General features: G+C 64.0%; 15 protein-coding genes and 1 pseudogene. 8 read left to right on the top strand and 8 right to left on the bottom strand.

The window, feature by feature from the left end:
• Positions 1 to 107 precede the first annotated feature (107 nt).
• From K2O51_RS20055 to K2O51_RS20070, 4 genes are all read right to left on the bottom strand, one after another.
• Complete coding sequence (locus K2O51_RS20055; protein WP_220631544.1) at positions 108 to 896, bottom strand: enoyl-CoA hydratase/isomerase family protein; 789 nt, start codon at positions 894 to 896, stop codon at positions 108 to 110.
• Between the two features lie 38 nt (positions 897 to 934).
• Complete coding sequence (locus K2O51_RS20060; protein ID WP_011297634.1) at positions 935 to 2,542, bottom strand: carboxyl transferase domain-containing protein; 1,608 nt, start codon at positions 2,540 to 2,542, stop codon at positions 935 to 937.
• 68 nt (positions 2,543 to 2,610) lie between these two features.
• The gene (locus K2O51_RS20065) at positions 2,611 to 3,792 is read right to left on the bottom strand and encodes an isovaleryl-CoA dehydrogenase (RefSeq protein ID WP_011297635.1); all 1,182 of its coding nucleotides are present in this window, start codon (positions 3,790 to 3,792) and stop codon (positions 2,611 to 2,613) included.
• A 39-nt stretch (positions 3,793 to 3,831) separates the two neighbouring features.
• Positions 3,832 to 5,568, bottom strand: a complete 1,737-nt coding sequence (locus tag K2O51_RS20070) for an AMP-binding protein (RefSeq protein ID WP_220631545.1) — start codon at positions 5,566 to 5,568, stop codon at positions 3,832 to 3,834.
• 270 nt (positions 5,569 to 5,838) lie between these two features.
• Between K2O51_RS20070 and K2O51_RS20075 the strand changes: the two genes are divergently transcribed.
• The gene (locus tag K2O51_RS20075; RefSeq protein ID WP_041679576.1) at positions 5,839 to 6,549 is read left to right on the top strand and encodes a TetR/AcrR family transcriptional regulator; all 711 of its coding nucleotides are present in this window, start codon (positions 5,839 to 5,841) and stop codon (positions 6,547 to 6,549) included.
• Between the two features lie 9 nt (positions 6,550 to 6,558).
• Here the strand turns inward: K2O51_RS20075 and K2O51_RS35570 are convergent, their stop codons facing one another.
• The 4 genes from K2O51_RS35570 to tauA all read right to left on the bottom strand — a co-directional run bounded on the left by K2O51_RS35570 (position 6,559) and on the right by tauA (position 9,868).
• On the bottom strand, positions 6,559 to 6,693 hold the full coding sequence (locus K2O51_RS35570; RefSeq protein ID WP_280640420.1) for a hypothetical protein: 135 nt from the start codon (positions 6,691 to 6,693) through the stop codon (positions 6,559 to 6,561).
• A gap of 355 nt (positions 6,694 to 7,048) precedes the next feature.
• Complete coding sequence (locus K2O51_RS20080; protein ID WP_011297639.1) at positions 7,049 to 7,954, bottom strand: ABC transporter permease subunit; 906 nt, start codon at positions 7,952 to 7,954, stop codon at positions 7,049 to 7,051.
• 10 nt (positions 7,955 to 7,964) lie between these two features.
• Positions 7,965 to 8,741 carry a taurine ABC transporter ATP-binding protein gene (locus K2O51_RS20085; RefSeq protein WP_011297640.1) on the bottom strand — a complete coding sequence of 259 codons (777 nt, stop codon included), beginning with the start codon at positions 8,739 to 8,741 and terminating at the stop codon, positions 7,965 to 7,967.
• Between the two features lie 128 nt (positions 8,742 to 8,869).
• Positions 8,870 to 9,868 carry a taurine ABC transporter substrate-binding protein gene (gene tauA, locus K2O51_RS20090; RefSeq protein WP_011297641.1) on the bottom strand — a complete coding sequence of 333 codons (999 nt, stop codon included), beginning with the start codon at positions 9,866 to 9,868 and terminating at the stop codon, positions 8,870 to 8,872.
• Positions 9,869 to 10,934: 1,066 nt separating this feature from the next.
• On the opposite strand from tauA, the gene K2O51_RS20095 reads away from it, so the two are divergent.
• The 7 genes and pseudogenes from K2O51_RS20095 to K2O51_RS20125 all read left to right on the top strand — a co-directional run.
• Positions 10,935 to 12,131 (top strand): Rieske 2Fe-2S domain-containing protein, encoded by a 1,197-nt coding sequence (locus K2O51_RS20095; RefSeq protein WP_220631546.1) that lies wholly within the window; start codon positions 10,935 to 10,937, stop codon positions 12,129 to 12,131.
• A gap of 281 nt (positions 12,132 to 12,412) precedes the next feature.
• Positions 12,413 to 13,660: an NAD(P)/FAD-dependent oxidoreductase gene (locus K2O51_RS20100; protein ID WP_220631547.1), complete on the top strand. Its 1,248-nt coding sequence runs from the start codon at positions 12,413 to 12,415 to the stop codon at positions 13,658 to 13,660.
• A gap of 88 nt (positions 13,661 to 13,748) precedes the next feature.
• Positions 13,749 to 14,975 (top strand): DUF3500 domain-containing protein, encoded by a 1,227-nt coding sequence (locus tag K2O51_RS20105; RefSeq protein ID WP_220631548.1) that lies wholly within the window; start codon positions 13,749 to 13,751, stop codon positions 14,973 to 14,975.
• A gap of 85 nt (positions 14,976 to 15,060) precedes the next feature.
• Positions 15,061 to 16,032 (top strand): quinone oxidoreductase family protein, encoded by a 972-nt coding sequence (locus tag K2O51_RS20110; RefSeq protein ID WP_220631549.1) that lies wholly within the window; start codon positions 15,061 to 15,063, stop codon positions 16,030 to 16,032.
• A 44-nt stretch (positions 16,033 to 16,076) separates the two neighbouring features.
• On the top strand, positions 16,077 to 16,658 hold the full coding sequence (locus tag K2O51_RS20115; RefSeq protein ID WP_011297646.1) for a carboxymuconolactone decarboxylase family protein: 582 nt from the start codon (positions 16,077 to 16,079) through the stop codon (positions 16,656 to 16,658).
• 250 nt (positions 16,659 to 16,908) lie between these two features.
• Entirely contained in the window at positions 16,909 to 18,354 is a 1,446-nt protein-coding gene (locus tag K2O51_RS20120; RefSeq protein ID WP_220631663.1) for an aldehyde dehydrogenase family protein, read from the top strand.
• 19 nt (positions 18,355 to 18,373) lie between these two features.
• Positions 18,374 to 18,888, top strand: a pseudogene (locus K2O51_RS20125) (IS630 family transposase); the annotation flags it as partial.
• Between the last annotated feature and the right edge of the window lie 86 nt (positions 18,889 to 18,974).

Genomic DNA, 18,974 nt, shown 5'->3' on the forward strand with positions numbered 1-18,974 from the left:
GCGGGCGAGGGCAGCGGTATCACGCCGGCCGCTGCCGCATGCGGGCAGCAGGCGGACGCCGCCTCGGCATGCTGCCGGGGTTCGTTTTGTCGGGGTGTCGGAAGCGCTTACGCGGGCTTCCAGGCAGGCGAGCGCTTTTCCAGGAACGCGCGCACGCCTTCGCGGCCTTCGTCCGAGGCGCGGATCGCGGCGATGCGGTCCGCCGTATCGGCCAGCAGGTCGTTGTCGACCGGTCTGCCCGCCACTTCCTGCACAAGTCGTTTGCTCTCGCGCACGGCGTTGGGACTGTTGCCGACCAGTGCCGAAGCGATTTCCGTCACCTTGGCGTCGAGCGCATCGGCCGGTACTACGGCGTGGACGAAGCCGAGGCGCAACGCTTCCGCGGCATCGAAACGCTCGGCCGTAATGAAGTAGCGGCGCGATGCCTGCTCACCCATGGCGCGGATCACGTACGGGCTGATGGTCGCGGGCAGCAGGCCCAGGCGCGCTTCGGACAGGCAGAAGTGGGCGTGGTCGGCGGCCACCGCGATGTCGCACGCCGCGGCAAGGCCGACGCCGCCGGCATAGGTGTCGCCCTGGATGCGGGCAATGATCGGGCGCGGGCAGGACCAGATGGTGTGCAGCATCTGCGCGAGCGCCAGAGCATCGGCACGGTTCTCGTCGTTCGAGTAACCGGCCATCTTCTTCATCCAGTTCAGGTCGGCGCCTGCGCAGAACGCGGGGCCGTTGCCGGCGAGCACGATCGCGCGCACTTCGTCCATGTCACCGAGCGCGCGGAAGGCGCCGGTCAGTTCGGCGATGACGGTTTCGTTGAACGCATTGCGCACGTCGGGGCGGTTCAGCGTCACGGTCGCGACATGCCGGGCGATGGTGACGGTAAGCGTGGTGAATTCCATGGCGGTATGGCTTGAATGTGCGTTGGTCGGGGGCCGGCTTACATGCGGAACACGCCGAACTTCATGTCGTCGATCGGCGCGTTGAGGCTGGCCGACAGGCCCAGCCCGAGCACCGTGCGCGTCTGCGCGGGATCGATGACCCCGTCGTCCCACAGCCGCGCGCTCGCGTAGTACGGATGACCCTGATGCTCGTACTGGTCGCGGATCGGCTGCTTGAATGCCTCTTCTTCCTCCGCGCTCCAATTACCGCCCTTGGCCTCGATGCCGTCGCGGCGCACCGTCGCCAGCACGCTTGCGGCCTGCTCGCCGCCCATCACGGAGATACGCGCGTTCGGCCACATCCACAGGAAGCGCGGCGAATACGCACGGCCGCACATGCCGTAGTTGCCCGCACCGAACGAGCCGCCAATGATCACCGTGAACTTCGGCACCTGTGCCGTGGCGACCGCCGTGACCATCTTGGCGCCATTGCGTGCGATGCCTTCGTTCTCGTACTTGCGGCCTACCATGAAGCCCGTGATGTTCTGCAGGAACACCAGCGGAATCTTGCGCTGACAGCACAGTTCGATGAAGTGCGCGCCCTTGAGCGCCGATTCGGAAAACAGGATGCCGTTGTTGGCGATGATGCCGACCGGGTAGCCCCAGATGCGTGCGAAGCCGCAGACGAGCGTCGTGCCATAGCGCGCCTTGAATTCGTCGAACTCGGAGCCATCGACAATGCGCGAAATGACCTCGCGTACATCGAACGGCTTGCGCGTATCGGTCGGGATCACCCCGTACAGTTCTTCTACCGGATACAGCGGATCGGCCGGCGCATGCAGGCGGATCTGGTCGGGCTTGCGCCGGTTCAGGTGCTGCACGATGTTCCGGGCCAGCGACAGCGCGTGATGATCGTTCTGCGCGAAGTAATCCGCCACGCCTGACAGGCGCGTATGCACATCGGCGCCGCCGAGATCTTCGGCCGTGACTTCTTCGCCCGTAGCGGCCTTCACCAGCGGTGGGCCGCCTAGGAAAATCGTGCCCTGGTTCTTGACGATGATCGACTCATCGCTCATTGCCGGCACATAGGCGCCGCCGGCCGTGCAAGAGCCCATCACCACGGCGATCTGCGGGATGCCCTGCTTGGACAGGTTGGCCTGGTTGTAGAAGATGCGCCCGAAGTGATCGCGGTCGGGGAATACATCGTCCTGGTTCGGCAGGTTCGCACCGCCCGAGTCCACCAGATAGATGCACGGCAGGTTGTTCTGCTCGGCGATCTCCTGTGCTCGCACGTGCTTCTTGACCGTCATCGGGTAATACGTGCCGCCCTTGACGGTCGCGTCGTTGCAGACGATCACGCATTCCTGCCCGGCCACGCGCCCGATGCCGGTGATGATGCCCGCGCCCGGCGCGGCGTTGTCGTACATGTCGTACGCGGCGAGCTGCGACAGTTCCAGGAACGGCGTGCCCGGATCCAGCAGTTGCTGCACGCGATCGCGCGGCAGCAGCTTGCCGCGCGACAGGTGCTTGTCACGCGCGGCATCGCCGCCGCCTTCGGCGAGCTTGGCGACCTTGGCCTTGAGGTCGGCGACCAGCGCCTGCATGGCTTCGGCATTCGACTTGAACGATTCGGAGCGCGCGTTGAGTTTGGTTTCTAAGGTCGGCATACGATCTTGGGCAGTCTTGTTCTGGTCGGGCCGCCGGCAGGGCGGGCAGTGGGGGCGTCGGTTGCGGATCAGGCCGTTTCGGCAAACAGCTCGCGGCCGATCAGCATGCGGCGGATTTCCGAGGTGCCGGCACCGATCTCATACAGCTTGGCATCGCGCCACAGGCGGCCGGCCGGGTACTCGTTGATATAGCCGTTGCCGCCGAGGATCTGCACCGTTTCGCCGGCCATCCACGTGGCCTTCTCGGCCGTGTACAGGATCACTGCTGCGCAGTCCTTGCGCACCTGGCGCACGTGGTCGCTGCCCAGCGAATCCAGGTTCTTGCCGACCGTGTACAGGTAGCTGCGTGCCGCCTGCAGCGTGGTGTACATGTCGGCGACCTTGCCCTGGATCAGCTGGAACTCGCCGATGCTCTGGCCAAACTGCTTGCGATCGTGGATGTACGGGGTGACCACATCCATGCAAGCCTGCATGATGCCGATCGGGCCACCCGACAGCACGGCGCGCTCGTAGTCGAGACCGCTCATCAGCACCTTGGCGCCGCCGTTCTCCGCGCCGAGGATGTTCTCGGCGGGAACTTCCACGTCCTCGAACACCAGTTCGCCGGTGTGCGAGCCGCGCATGCCGAGCTTGTCGAGCTTCTGCGCAACCGAGAAGCCCTTCATGCCTTTCTCGACAATGAACGCGGTCATGCCGCGCGCGCCGAGTTCCGGTTCGGTCTTGGCGTAGACCACGAGCACGTCGCAGTCGGGGCCGTTGGTGATCCACATCTTGGTGCCGTTGAGCACGTAGCGGTCGCCCTTGCGTTCGGCGCGCAGCTTCATGCTGACCACGTCGGAGCCTGCATTGGGCTCGCTCATCGCCAGTGCGCCGATCCAATCACCGGAGACCAGCTTGGGCAGGTACTTCGCCTTCTGCGCGGCCGTACCGTTGCGGTGGATCTGGTTCACGCAGAGGTTCGAATGCGCGCCGTAGGACAAGCCGACCGACGCCGAAGCGCGGCTGATTTCCTCCATCGCGACCATGTGGGCGAGGTAGCCCATGTTGGCGCCGCCGTATTCTTCGGCCACGGTGATGCCAAGCACGCCGAGGTCGCCCATCTTCTTCCAGGCGTCCATCGGGAACTGGTCGGTGCGGTCGATCTCGCCCGCACGCGGCGCCAGTTCGGCCTGGGCCCAGTCGCGCACGGCGCTGCGCAGCATCTCGATATCTTCGCCCAGGTCGAATCTCAGGCCAGGGAGTTGGGTCATGATCGTGTTCTTCCGTAGATGTGTGTGGGGCGCCGTGGGTCAGGCGGTCTTGCTTTCGGTGAGGTTCAGTTCCTTCGTCATGCGTTCGCGCATGACGAACTTCTGCACCTTGCCCGTGATGGTCATCGGCATTTCGTCGACGAAACGGATATAGCGCGGGATCTTGTAGTGGGCGATCTGGTCGCGGCAAAACGCACGGATCTCGTCTTCCGTCGCGGTCTGGCCAGGCTTGAGCACGACCCATGCACAGATTTCCTCACCGTACTTCTGGTCCGGCACGCCGAACACCTGCACGGCCTGGACTTTGGGGTGGCGGAACAGAAATTCCTCGATCTCGCGCGGGTAGACGTTCTCGCCGCCGCGGATCAGCATGTCCTTGACGCGGCCGACGATATTGCAATAGCCCTCGGCGTCGATCGTGGCCAGGTCGCCGGTGTGCATCCAGCCGTCGCGGATCGCTTCGCTGGTGCGTGCTTCGTCGTCCCAGTAGCCGAGCATGACGGAGTAACCGCGTGTGCACAGTTCGCCGGTTTCGCCGACTGGCACGATCTGGCCCGTGGCATCGACCACCTTGCATTCCAGGTGCGGCTGCACACGGCCGACCGTGGAGACGCGCTTGTCGAGCGGATCATTGGTGGAACTCTGGAACGACACAGGGCTCGTCTCGGTCATGCCGTAGGCAATGGTGACCTCGGCCATGTGCATGTCGGCGACGACGCGTTTCATGACCTCGATCGGGCAGGGCGAACCGGCCATGATGCCGGTGCGCAGCGTCGAGAAATCGAAGCGGCTGAATTCCGGATGGTCGAGCTGCGCGATGAACATGGTCGGCACGCCGTGCAGGGCGGTGCAGCGTTCCTCGCTGACGGCCGACATGGTCGCGACGGGTTCAAACGCCTCGCCCGGGAAGACCATGCATGCGCCGGTGGACACGCACGCCAGCACGGCCAGCACCATGCCGAAGCAGTGGTACAGCGGCACCGGAATGCAGAGCTTGTCCTGCTCGGTGAAGCGCATCGCGGCGGCGATGTAGCGCGCATTGTTGAGGATGTTCCGGTGCGTCAGCGTGGCACCCTTGGGCGCGCCCGTGGTGCCGCTGGTGAACTGGACGTTGATCGGGTCATGGCGGTCGAGTTGCGCCGTAATTGCGTCGAGCTCGGATACGGGGAGGCCGGCGCCGCGCGCGTGCAGTTCCTGCCAGGTCAGCATGCCGGGTGTCGGCTTGTTCTCCATGCGGATGACCCAGCGTAGTTCCGGCAGGCGCGCCGCCTGCAGCGCGCCCGGTTCGCTCTGCTGCAGCTCCGGGGCCAGCGTCTGGAGCATCTCCAGATAACGCGACGTCTTGAACGACTCCGGCGCGATGACCGCCTTGCAGCCAACCTTGTTCAGCGCATATTCAAGCTCCGACAGGCGGTAGGCCGGGTTGATATTGACCATGACGAGGCCGACGCGCGCGGTGGCGAACTGGGTCAGCAGCCATTCCACGCGGTTCGGCGACCAGATGCCGACGCGATCGCCACGGCGCAGGCCCAGCGCGTGGAAGCTGGCTGCCAGTGCATCGACGGCCGCCGCGAATTCCTGCCAGGTCCAGCGGATGCCCTGCTCGCGGAACACGACCGCCGGGCGCTGGCCGAAGCGGGCGACCGTGTCGGCCAGCATGGCCGGGATCGTCTGTTCGCTGAGCGGGGAGGTGGTGTCGCCTTTTACATAGGACAACCCGTTGGTGGGCAGGGTTGTATCGGGCACGGTCCGGGAAGTCCCAGGCTGCATCGTCATGCTCGTCTCCAGAGTGCGGCGTTCGGTGTCGTTCTTCCCGTATTTTGAGCGTAGCTCAAGTTTATGGCGGGAAGCCTTTCATTCGGTTTGGCGCTGCTTTTTTCTTTCTGTCCGGTAAAGTTATACCTGCGCTCAGAAAAAATCAACAAAAATTGAGTGTTGGTCAACTATCGTATAAAGTGGATCGACAGGCCTGCAATGGCGGCGCCTGAGCGGGAAGCCGCACTTATAATGCGGCCGTCGTCACTATCACCACGCAAGGACACGTCGATGCAGCAGATTGCGGGACAACGCCGGGTGCCGGCACGGGCCAAGGCCGAGCAGCGCATGCGCGACATCCTGCGGGTCGGCCGCGAGGTGTTTTCCGAGCTTGGCTACGAACGCGCGACCACGACCGAGATCGCGCAGCGGCTCGGCATCTCCGAAGGCACCGTCTTTACGTACTTCCACAGTAAGCGCGACCTGTGTGTCCGGGTGATCCAGGACTGGTATGACGAGATCATTGCCGCGATCGAGAATGGCCTGCCGCGCGAGCAGAGCACCAAGGTGCAGCTCGAGTTCTTCGTGCGCACGCATTTGCGGCTGTTCCTGATACAGGGCACGGGACTGTGCGCACTGGTGCTGTCGGAGGGGCGGGCCAAAGGCCAGGGCCTGGATGAAGTGTTCGTGCCGCTGCAACGGCGCTACACGGCGCCGTTGATGGACCTGCTGGCGCGGGCCCAGGCACGTAAGGAAATCCGGACGGACCTGTCGCTGCGGCTACTGCGTTCGGCCATCCTCGGGCCGATGGAGCACGTCCTGTGGGATGCGGTGGTGAGCGGGCGTCCAGTGGACATCGACCGGACGGCGAGCGACCTGATCGCGCTGCTCTGGCCAGCGCTGCAACCGCCCGATCTGGATGCCGTCGCGCTCAAGCAGTTCTACGGCGAGGTGGGCGCAGCGCTGGCGCGGGTCAAGCAGGCGGAACCGCCGGCGGAGTAACGCTGCGCCTTACCACACGGTCTGGATCATGCCTGGCAGTCGTGCTCCGAAATCTTCCTTGATGGTGTCGGTCTCACCGGCGAGGAAGAGGGTTGCCAGCGCTGCGGTGACTACGGCAATCAGGTAGACAAGTCTGGCATTCATGGCTGACTCCTTTGGGATCCGGGCTGGCGCGCGTGGCTCGCGGTTGCCTTTACCCATGCACATGGCATGCCATGTCGGGAAATGGCCTTCAGACGGCCGGTGACCTGCGGTAAATCGCCGAAACTGCCGGATTTGCACCGACATCTGCGTCCAATATGTTGGCTCGGCACCGACCTTCGCGTCGTCGCGTTGTAGCGCCGAAAATGTCGGATATCCCAAAAATGCTCAAGGCGATCACGTGTGTCACCGCGCTCGTCTGCCATCGTCCGCTGCACCAATGCAAAGCGCCCGCCCGGGCCGCGGCTGCGGCACAGGCGGGCGCTTCGTGCTCCTGCCGACGGAGCCGGGTGTCGTCTTACATACGGCCCTTCCAGGGCACCAGCCACGTTTCGGACTTGCGCATCAGCAGGTCGAACAGGAAGGCGATCAGCCCGATCAGCAGGATGCCCATGATCACCACGTCGGTGCGCAGGAAGTTGGACGCATTGAGCACCATCTGGCCGAGTCCGGCGGTCGCTGCGACCATCTCGGCGGCGACCAGCGTGGTCCAGCCGAAGCCGATGGCGATGCGCATGCCGGTCAGGATGTCGGGCAGCGCAGCGGGCAGCACCACATGGCGGATCACCTGCCACGGCGTGGCACCCATCGAGTAGGCCGCATTGATCTGCTCGATCGTGACCGAACGCACGCCGGCGCGCGCTGACATGGCCAGCGGCGCGAAGCAGGCCAGGTAGATCAGCAGGATCTTGGAGGTCTCGTCGATGCCGAACCAGATCACGATCAGCGGCAGGTAGGCCAGCGGCGGCAGCGGACGGTAGAACTCGATTGGCGGATCGAAGACGCCGCGCGCGACGCGCGACACGCCCATCAGCACGCCGATCGGCACCGCGGTGAGCACGGCCAGCGCGAAGGCGCCGAACACGCGCACCAGGCTGGCGTGGAAGTGGTCCAGCAACGGCAGGCCGCCTTGCACATTGCCGTTCCAGGCATCGATAAAGGCCCGGATGATGGCCTCCGGCGTGGGCAGGAACAGCGGCGGCAGCCACTGCAGGTGGCTGGCGATCCACCACAGCGCCAGCAGCGTCATTACCGTGACGGTGGCGATGCGCGAGCTGGAGCCTTCGCCCGGCATGCGGTAACCGGAGACGGTGCGCATGGCGCGGCGCGGTGCGGCGGGCTGGCCGGCCGGAGCCGTGCTCCGGGTCGGGACGGCGGGGGCTGCCACGGCGGCGGCGTCGACCTGTTGGGCGGGTACGGTCATGGCTTTGTCCTCAGGGCGTGGCATGGATCAGGTCGACGATTTCTTCGCGATAGCGGATAAATTCCGGATCGGACTTGACGGCGCGCGCGTCGCCGCATTCGATGTAGCGGCGCGCGAACGGCAGGTCGTAGCTGTGCGCGATGCGGCCCGGCGACGGCGTCATCACGATCAGCCGCGTGGCGAGGAACAACGCCTCTTCCACGCTGTGCGTGATGAAGAAAACGATCTTCTGTTCGCGCGCCCACAGCCGCAGGATCAGCGCCTGGATCGATTCGCGCGTGAGTGCGTCGAGCGCGCCCAGCGGCTCGTCCATCAGCATCACCTCGGGGTCATTGGCCAGCGCGCGTGCAATGCCCACGCGCTGCTGCATGCCGCCCGACAGCTGGTAGACGGGCTTGCTGGCGACTTTCTCGAGACCTACCTGGGCCAGCTTTTCATGCGCGATGCGCAGGCGCTCGGCACGGTTTACGCCGCGCAGCCGAAGGCCCAGGGCGACGTTGTCGGCCACGTTGAGCCACGGCATCAGCGCGTGCTTCTGGAACACCACGCCGCGTTCCGCGCCAGGGCCGAGCACAGGCTTGCCGTCGAGGCGGATCTCGCCCTCCGACGGTTGCATGAAGCCCGCAATGCAGGACAGCAGCGTGGTCTTGCCGCAGCCCGAGGCGCCGAGGGCGACCACGAAGTCGCCGCGTTCCATGGTCAGGTTCACTTGGGACAGGGCCAGCGTCTGCGCGCCTCCGCGGCCGCCGTAGTTGACGCTGACCTTGTCGATTTCCAGCCGGGACATGACAGTCCTCCTGAAGATTTGGGGTGTGGCTTGCCGCATCGCCGGCCGTATGAAGCCATGGGCGGGCGAGGGCAGGTACGTCGGTGGGCCGTGGCCGGCACCGACGCGTGCACTGCAAGGGGCCGCGGCTACTGCGCGGCGCGCCGGACCCATTCGGCGTTGACACCGCCGCTGTAGTCGGGCAGCACGGTCTGGATCGTGCCCTGTTCCTTCAGGAAGACTGCCGCCGAGCGCAGGGCGCTGGCCGCGCCGCCGCCGAGCCAACGCGACGATGCCTGCTCCTGCAGCGTGGGGAAGCTGTAGAGCGCCATGCTGGCCGGGACTTCCTCGGCCTTGGCACCGGTGAGCCGGGCCACGGACTTGACAGGCGGGGAATCAGGCGTCCATGCCGCCTTGTTGTTGCGGTAGTTGTCGTCGGCGGCGGCCAGCACGCGCACGAACTTGACCATGAAGTCCGGGTTTTCACGCGCGAACTTCTTGTTGGCGATCATGCCGTCGAAGGTCGCCTTGCCGGTCTGCGCGGCGATCTGGCCCGACGTGGTCAGCACCTTGCCGGAGCGCTTGACCTTGGCCAGCACCGGGTCCCAGATAAAGGTCGCGTCGATGTCGCCGCGTTCCCACGCCGCGGCCACTTCCGGCGGCCGCATGTTCATGATCTTGACGTCTTTCGGATTGACCTTGGCCTGCTCCAGCGCCACCAGCGTGTGGTAGTGCGTGGTCGAGACGAACGGCACGCCGACGCGCTTGCCTTTCAGGTCGGCGATATTGGACACTTGCGCACCATTGCGGGCCACGAAGGCCTCGGCCGCGTTGATGTCGTCAAGGATCCAGAACAGCTCCACATCGAGCCCCTGCGACAACGCCGAGGCGATGGGCGAGGAACCGGCCTCGCCGATGGCGATCTGGCCCGACGCCATCGCGCGGATCACGTCGCCGCCGCCGGTGAACTGGCGGAACGAGACCTTGTAGCCGGTCTGCTTCTCGACCTCCTTCATATCCTGCGCGTAGCGCCACGGCACCACCATGTCCTGATAGGCGATGATGACTTCCTTGGCCTGTGCGTGGGCGGCCGGGGCCAGTACGGCCGCGAGCGCGATGCCTGCTGCCAGTTGCTTGATCCAATGCATGATCGGACTCCTCGATTGTTGAAACTGCCTGGATGCCGTCCGTTGGACGGCACGGTGGGTCGGCACCGTCGCAGTGCCTGCGTGTGGTGCCTAAACGAGGAGGAAGGAAGGTTGAGCAAGAGGCATGCCAGTCTCCTTGGCTGGGGTGTCGTTGCACCCTCTGTTGGATGGGGCTCCCCGCTACTGCGCAGAGCGCCGGCACATGACGCATGGCGCGGCATGTGAGCGCCATGGTAGGGAAGGCCGTTTTGCGGGGTTAGTGCCAGTGGGGGGCTTTCGTTGGGTCCAGCGGGGTGGCTGTCGCGGGGGGGGGGATGGCTTTTCGCAGGCGCAGCTGTTTCCAGGTTCGCCGAACAGCGCCCTTCTGGTTGACGCCAAGCCATCGATCTTGCTCCATCGACTCCGCGAGAAGGATTTCCACCTCACGATCGAGAAGGGCAATTGCATGAGTCGCTTGGCGCCGGAATGGCATCCAGAGCGGCAGCGACCTAGCGGGCAGCCTCGTGCGCGATGGCCAACGGATTATCCGCAACGCTCGTTGCAGCCCGAGTTCGCCAGGCCTGCCTGCCGTCGACGAAATCGGCATTAGTGTCGAGTCGGCCGTCAACAAATGGCCAGCGCTTACATGCGGGACGGTAGCAACCGACCCAGCCGGTCGGAAATGTGACGACATTGGGCGGAGCCGCCGGCCAATGTCGGAAGTGACCAGTTCGAGTTCCCCGACGTCGATCACTACCAACGGCACCGGCACGATGTATGTCGCCGACCCCTGCGGCAACATCCGGGGGAGACTAGCTAACGCCTAGATTCCTACATTGCCCGGAAATAGCGACCGGCAACGTGACTTAAGCCACTCAAGGAAGTGCTTGAAGCAGGTGCGATTATCCGGCTGCGCCTGAGAGTTCTTCCAGCCGAGACATGTTTATTCCAGGGCCCGTCGAGGGTACCTTCACCCCTAGTTTGATAACACTACAACGAGACTAGGAGCAACGCGATGCAGTCTGCCTATGGACACCAGACACCGCCAGTCACTTCCGAACTAACCTGCGTTGAGCCGGGCAGCCCAATGGGTGAGTTGCTGCGGCGCTACTGGCAACCTGTCTGCACCTCCGATGAATTGACGGACCGGCCGCGCAAGGAAAAGCTCCTCTGCGAGGAGATCGTACTGTTCCGCGATGGGACAGGGAAAGTCGGCGCCTTGCAGCCGCATTGCTCGCATCGCGGCACCTCGCTCGAATGGGGGCGGATCGAGGACAGGGGCTTGCGTTGCTGTTTCCACGGCTGGCTCTACGGCACCGATGGCCGCTGCCTTGAAATGCCGTGCGAGACCGAGGAGTTTCGCGAGCGGATGAATGTCTGGCAGCCGGCCTATCCGACGCTCGAATTCGGCGGAATCGTCTTCGTCTATATGGGCCCGGCCGGCACCGAGCCGATATTCCCTGTCTACGACATTATCGACCCGAACGTGGTGGGCGAGGTCGAACTGCGCGGCATGCGACTCTGGGGCGATCACGGGATCGGCTACGTCAAAGACTGCAATTGGCTCCAGCATTACGAGAACGTCGTCGATCCCTGGCACCTCATCATGTTGCACCAGGTGATCAGCGGCAACCAGGGGCACAACATGCTCGAGGGCCTGGCAGGCGACACGTTGGCGCGGGACATGGCGAAGATCGACTTTGAGAAAACGCCATTGGGTGTGCGCTTCAACATGGTGCGCGAGTTGCCGAACGGCAACCACTTCATTCGGCATGCGGAATGCATCGTGCCGAACGCGTTCCTGGTCCCCGCCGTCTACGACAGCGGCGCGCGCAAGACACGCGCCACCGAGCTGTCCTGGGTGGTGCCGGTGGACAACGAGCATGTTCGCGGCATCAGCATCGTCGCGTGGCCCTTGCAGGACGGCAAGCCGAAGCCCGGCTGGCGCCCCGGGACCGACATCAGCGACGCAGTCCGGCCGGGCGCGGCGTTGGAGCGGAGCTACGAGGAACGCCAGCGCAAGCCTGATGACCGCGAAGCGCAGGAGGGCCAGCGCACGACTGCCGTGCATGCGCTCGAAAACCTTGGCACCTCCGACGGCGGCGTCGTGATGTTGCGACGTATCTTGCGCGAACAGTTGAAGCGGCTCGAACAAGGACTCGACCCGCTGAACGTCGTGCGCGACAAGGACGCCGCGCGCGGCATTCCGACCGGAACCTGGAACGCGGTCCTCACCTCCGCCGAAGCCGCGGCTCTCGGCGCGAATGTGGGGCGCCTCGCCTGACTCGCCGGAGTCACGTCCCTGGCGCTCGACGTCCGGGACGTGCGGGCCGCGGCTCACAACTGCATCGTCCGTACCTTTGCCGAGGGTGGCGGATCGGGGATATGCGCCACCCGCCGCGGCTATGTCGTGGCTGATGATCCCGGCTAGATCCCAACATGGAGCGAAAACAAGATGCTCGAATTTACCGCCTGCGAGCGCTGTCCGACGGAGCGCCTCTCCAGCCGATTGGTGGCGTCGCCGGGGACGGGCGGCGTCGTCGGGCCCCTGATGGAGACGTGGATATGATGCCGAGCTCGACGGTCGTCATCGTCGGCGCCGGCCAGGCTGGCTTGCAGGCAGCCACCTCGCTGCGCCAAGCGGGGTTCGACGGCAGGATTCGGCTGGTCGGCGATGAGCCCTGCATCCCCTACGAGCGCCCACCCCTGTCGAAATCCTACCTTGCAGGCGAGACCGGGCTCGACGGCCTTTGGTTGCGGCCGGAGATGTTCTACGGAAAGGAGCGAATCGAGCTGGAACTGGGCCAAACCGCGACCGCGATTGACCGGCAGACGCGGCAAGTCGAACTCGCCTCTGGCCGCAAGGTTGCCTACGACCGATTGGTGTTAGCGACCGGTGCTCGCTTCCGCCCCTTGTCGGTCCCGGGCGCCGAGCTTGACGGCGTTTTGCCACTGCGCACTCTCGCCGACGCAGACGCTTTGCGGCCGCGGCTCGCAGAGGCGCGCGAGGTTGTTGTCATCGGCGCCGGCTTCATTGGCCTTGAATTTGCCGCCGTCGCTCGCAAGGCAGGGGTTGCCGTACACATCATCGAAATGACGCAGCGGCTGATGGGGCGGGTCGTCTCCGAGCAGACATCCCGCTTCTACACCAGGGCGCACCGCGACTGGGGCTCAGAGTTTCTGTTCGGCACCGGTGTTGCCCGTATTCTCGGCAACAGGCGGGTCAGCGGGGTTGAGACTAGCGATGGCCGCACACTGCCGGCCGACCTCGTATTGATCGGCATCGGCGTCGTGCCAAATACCGAGATCGCTGCGGCAGCGGGGCTGGCGATCGACAACGGCATCATTGTCGACCAGAACCTGGCGAGCACCGACCCAACGATCTTCGCGATCGGCGATTGCGCCAACTACCCCAGCCGCTTCGGCCGCTGCCGTCTCGAATCGGTACAGAACGCCGTCGATCAGGGCCAAGCCGTCGCTGCCGCGATTGTCGGCGAGTCGATACCCTACGACAAGGTGCCATGGTTCTGGACCGACCAGGCCGATTTGAAACTGCAGATCGCCGGCATCACGGCTGGCCACGACCGTTCGGTATTGCGCGGCGATCCTGAGAGCCGCAGCTTCTCGGTGTTCTTCTTCCGCGACGGCACCCTGATCGGCGTCGAGTCGATCAACCGGCCGGCTGACCACGTGGTCGCGCGTCGGTTGCTGCTCGCCGACCCGCGTCTGTCCCCGGAACAGGCCGTCGATCCCGACTTCGATCTGCGGGCGCACGCGATCCGCTTTTCGCGACGTGAGAGGGCGCAAACATGACGGTCAAAACGACGTTGCGGGCGAAACGGGTATTTCCGATCTCGGCTTGCCATCGGGTGGCAGCCAAACAAGCGCGGGGGCGATGAATATGGCAGGAGAAACGGCACATTTCGGATTGCGCAACTGGCCGCCGGCGCCGGCGATCCGACCATTCGAATTGACGCTGCGCCAGCAGAAGCTGGTCGATATGGCGCGGGCTGGCCTGGCCGAGCCGTTCCGCGGGATCAGTTGCATCGGCTCGGTAGCCGAGGGGCAATTTCCGCCCGCTGCAACCGGCGTCTCGCTCGCCCCGCTGCTGGAGGCGGCGCGCGCCTTTCTCGCGAGTCTCGACGCCAGGCAGCGGCGCGCCGCCTGCCTGGCAATCGACGACACGGCGTGGCGCCAGTGGTCCAACTTTCATCCCTGGCTGATGCCACGCAATGGGATCTGCCTCGCCGATCTCAGCCACGGCCAGCGCAAGGCAGCGCTGGCACTGATGCGTGAGACGATGAGCGGGGCGGGCTATCAGACCGCGCGCGATGTCATGCGACTCAACGAGCACGCCCTCGAAATAACGGGTAAGCCCGAGGAGTACAGCGAGTGGTACTACTGGATCAGCATCTTCGGGACGCCATCGCCGAACGCCCCTTGGGGCTGGCAGATCGATGGGCACCACCTCAACGTCAATTGCTTCGTGCTCGGCGACCAGTTCGTCATGACACCGACCCTTATGGGTTCGGAGCCGGTCTTGGCGCGGTTCGGTAAGTACAGCGGTCTGCGGGTGTTTGCTGCCGAGGAGGAACAAGGCCATGCGCTGATGAGCGCGCTGTCGGCCGAGGCGCGGCAACAGGCGACGCTCGGCACTGACTTGCCGTGGGAAGTGTTCGCCGGTGCTTACAACGACAACCGGCATATTGAGCCGGGCGGCATCCGTTACGCGGACCTGCCGCAGGAAGGCCGCGAGCGTCTCGAGGCGCTGCTGGCAACCTATATCGGGTACATCCGCCCCGGTCATTCCGATCTGCGCTGGGCCGTGGCCAAACGCCACCTCGGCGATACGCAATTCGCCTGGATCGGGCCGTTCGACGATACCAGCCCGTTCTATTACCGCATCTTGAGCCCGGCGATCCTGGTCGAGTTCGACCACCAACCGGGCATCGTGTTCGACAACGATAAGCCGTCCCGTGATCACATCCACACGCTCGTTCGCACGCCGAATGGCAAGGACTATGGAAAGGATCTGCTGCGCCAACATTACCTCCGGTGGCACACAGGTGACCACGGAGCCTATACGCACTCGCACGAAGACGGGGCCGCCCGCGCCCAGGACAGATGAGCCCGCCGGCCGGAGTACAGCCATACCGCCGACGTACCTGCACTAACCCAATCTGCAAAATTTAGTCAACAGAAGGAGACGACTGATGCACCATGCCATCCGCATTCACGAGACCGGTGGACCCGAAAAGCTTGTCTGGGATCAGATTTCCGTCGACGATCCCGGCCCAGGGCAAGCGCGCCTTCGCCAGACGGCCGTCGGCGTGAACTTCATCGACATCTACTTCCGCACCGGCCTCTACCCGTTGCCGCTGCCGTTTATCCCGGGGCGCGAAGCGGTCGGCGTAGTCGAGGCAGTCGGGCCTGACGTCACTTCGCTGAAGCCGGGCGACCGTGTCGTATATAGCGGCGTGCAGGGCGCCTACGCCCAGGTCCGGCTGGTGCCGGCCGATCGCATGGTCAAACTTCCCGACGGCATCAGCGACGAGATCGGTGCGGCGGTGATGCAGAAGGGCATGACCGCGCAGTTCTTGTGCCGTCAGACCTACCAAGTCGGCAAGGACGACACGATCCTCGTGCACGCGGCCGCAGGCGGCGTCGGCCTCGTGCTGTGCCAGTGGGCCAAGCATCTGGGTGCGACCGTCATCGGCACCGTGTCGACTGAGGAAAAGGCGAAGCTTGTGGAGGCCCACGGCTGCGACCATGCGCTGATCCACGGCAGGGACGACTTCGTCGAGGTAGTGAAGGAGATCACAGGCGGCGTCGGTGTCCCAGTCGTCTATGACTCGATCGGTAAGGATACCTTCATGGGCTCGCTCGACTGCCTCAGGCCGCGCGGCCTGATGGTGCTCTACGGCCAGTCCTCCGGCCCGGTGCCGCCGTTCGACATCAGCATCCTCGACAAGAAGGGCTCGCTGTTCCTGACCCGCCCGACCCAGAATGCGTACCTGCCCACCCGCGCCAAGGTCGAGGAGGGTGCGCAGGAGGTGTTCGACGTCGTGCAGTCAGGGGCGGTGAAGGTTCACATCAACCAGCGCTTCGCGCTCAAGGACGCGGCTGAAGCGCATCTTGCGATGGAGTCGCGCAAGACGACCGGTTCTCTGGTGCTGCTGCCCTGAAGCGAAGCGCCGTCGGCGTCTCGAAGCCGGCATTGCTTTTCAGAATGATCTTTACCCTGCCCGGGGCGGACAGTCCCGGGCAACGTTTTGCTTCACGATGTGACGAAGTGCGCGGCCTCGATCATCGGCAAGCTCAAGACAACAAATTTCGAAATGGACGGACTCTATCGATGGCACATGTCAACCTGGATATGGATGCGGTTAGGAGCGAAATCGGTCCCTACGCAGATACACAAACTCCTCTCGCTGAACGCGAGCAAGCCTACAAGGACCTCGTTGGCTTCCTGCCGCCACGCATAGCCGCCCGACTGGCCGTGACGGGAGCGCTCGATCCTGAACTGCTTGGTCTCCAAGAGGAGGTGCGCCTTCGCACGTTGTATCCGGCGTGTTTCGACACGAAAACTTCCCAGCTAATGGTGTTTGGCATTCTGCTCGCCAAGCTGCTCGACGCGGCCATGTTGCATGCGCGCGCGGCACGCCGGGCTGGCGCTAGCTGGGAAGAAATGCAGGCCGTTGTTAGTCTCGCTTACCTCTATGGCGGGATACCGTGCGCAAACCGCGGCGCGGAGATCATTGCTCAGCTTGCCGAGTTTGAGAGCGCGGACCGGACCGGCACCATAGTTTGACAATTGAGGCCGTTTGAGAAGTACTGCAGAAGAACGATAGATCTTGGGGCGACCGCAAAGCGAGCCCTATCTATCGTTCCGCCGGGGCTTACGGCGTGGCTTGGCTGAAGAGCCTTGCAAGGCGCGGATGTCGCTATGTCGGCGTGCATCCAGACTCCCAAGAGAAGGCAGGCAGATCAAGGATCGAGCGTGATCGTACCATGTCATGCTTATCAACCCTTTGCCTCAACAGAAGAAGGATCGAGGAAAAATGTCGCGACTTTATTCCAATCTTATCGCCGGAGAATTCGTTGAAGGGGCGAATATCTCTCGCAATATCAACCCATCCAATACGAACGACGTTGTCGGCGAGTACGCGCAGGGTTCCGTGGCGGACGTTAATAAAGCAGTGGACGCAGCTAAGGCTGCTTTCCCGGCCTGGAGCCGTGCGACGTCACAGGAGCGCTTCGACATCTTGAGGAAGGCTTCCGATGAGATCATCGCCCGCAAGGAGGAGCTTGGCCGGCTTCTCTCGCGCGAGGAAGGCAAGACGCTCGCCGAGGGCATCGGCGAGGTGGCCCGTGCAGGGCAGATCTTCGCGTTCGCCGCAGGCGAATGCTTGCGTGCCGGTGGTGAGGCAATTCCTTCAGTACGCGCTGGTGTCGGTGTCGAGATCACCCGCGAGCCGGTGGGGATTGTCGGGATGATCACGCCCTGGAACTTTCCGATTGCAATCCCGGCGTGGAAGATCGCGCCGGCTCTCGCCTGGGGCAACTGCGTCGTCATCAAGCCGGCCGACCTTGTGCCGGGCTCCGCCTGGGCGCTCGTCGACATCATCCAGCGCGCCGGCCTGCCTAAGGGCGTGCTCAATCTTGTCATGGGTCGCGGTTCGGTAGTTGGTCAGGCGCTGCTCGAGCACAAGGACGTGCACGCGATCTCTTTCACCGGCTCGGTCGCGACTGGTCGCAAGGTTGCGGCCACCTGTATCGCCTCGAACCCGATGAAAAAGGTCCAGATCGAGATGGGTGGCAAGAACCCGCTTGTCGTGCTTGACGACGCGGATCTCAACACGGCGGTCGAAGTGGCAGTCAACGGCGCCTTCTTTTCCACCGGTCAGCGCTGCACGGCGTCTTCGCGCCTGATCGTCCAAGCGGGCATCCATGACCGCTTCGTCGAGGCCTGCATCGAGCGGCTGAAGAGCATCGTCGTCGACGACGCGCTGAAGCAAGGCACGCAGATAGGCCCGGTGGTCGACCAGAGCCAGATCGACCAGGACCTTAGGTACATCCAGATCGCTAAGGATGAGGGCGGCAAGCTGGTCTTCGGTGGCGAACTCCTGAAGCGTGCGACGCCCGGCTTCTATCTCCAGCCGGCGCTCTTCACCGAAACGACCAATGCGATGCGGATCTCGCGCGAGGAGGTCTTCGGCCCGGTCGCCAACATTGTGCGAGTCAGGGACTACGACGAAGCACTAGCGTTGGCCAACGACACCGAGTTCGGCCTCTCCGCTGGTATCTGCACGACCTCTCTGAAGTATGCGACGCACTTCAAACGCAGTAGCGAGGCTGGCATGGTGATGGTCAACCTGCCGACAGCGGGTGTCGACTATCACGTTCCGTTCGGTGGTCGGAAGGGCTCGAGCTATGGCTCTCGTGAGCAAGGGACGTACGCCAAGGAGCATTACACTACGATCAAGACCGCCTACACGATGGCTTGATAGCGCGTGTAGAAATTTCTTCTGGGACGAATCTGGCTTCCGATCTGACGGGTGCATGCCAGGACCCGTGCGCCGCGCGGCGAAACGCCAGTTTTCGTTCGGCCTAGCCAGCGGCAAAGCGTGAGCGCGGCGTCCGCCGTCAATTAGAAGGGTGCCTTCTGGTTTGCAACGTACGAAGGCGGGCTCAGAGGGAATTGTTTGTCACGCTGCTCAGGAAGCTGATGTTCAATTGAAAGAAGGCGGTGCATCTGACCGTGGATGGATTGCCAGCGCATAAGAAGGCCATCATCAAGGACTACGTCGCCAGTACGCAGGGAAAACTGACCTTGCATTTCCTTCCCGGCTACGCACCGGACCCTCAATCCAGACGAGTTGGTGTGGAGTCACGTCAAGCGCCGCGCCGCCGCGCGGTCCCCTTTGCAAGAAAGGCGAAAGGTTGGGGCCACAAATTCACGAGCAGCTCGCAAGTTGGACGCAACCCGAAGCTCGTGCGCTCGGTTCTTCAGGCACCCATCTGTCCGCAACATTTCCTAGCAAAGCAATTCGCTTAACGTGACGCGTCAATTACGTTGACAAACGCCGGTTTGGCGCTCCAGTATTGACGTGACTCTCAACTGTGA

The organism is Cupriavidus pinatubonensis (assembly GCF_019602855.1).
Taxonomy (GTDB): Bacteria; Pseudomonadota; Gammaproteobacteria; order Burkholderiales; family Burkholderiaceae; genus Cupriavidus; species Cupriavidus pinatubonensis.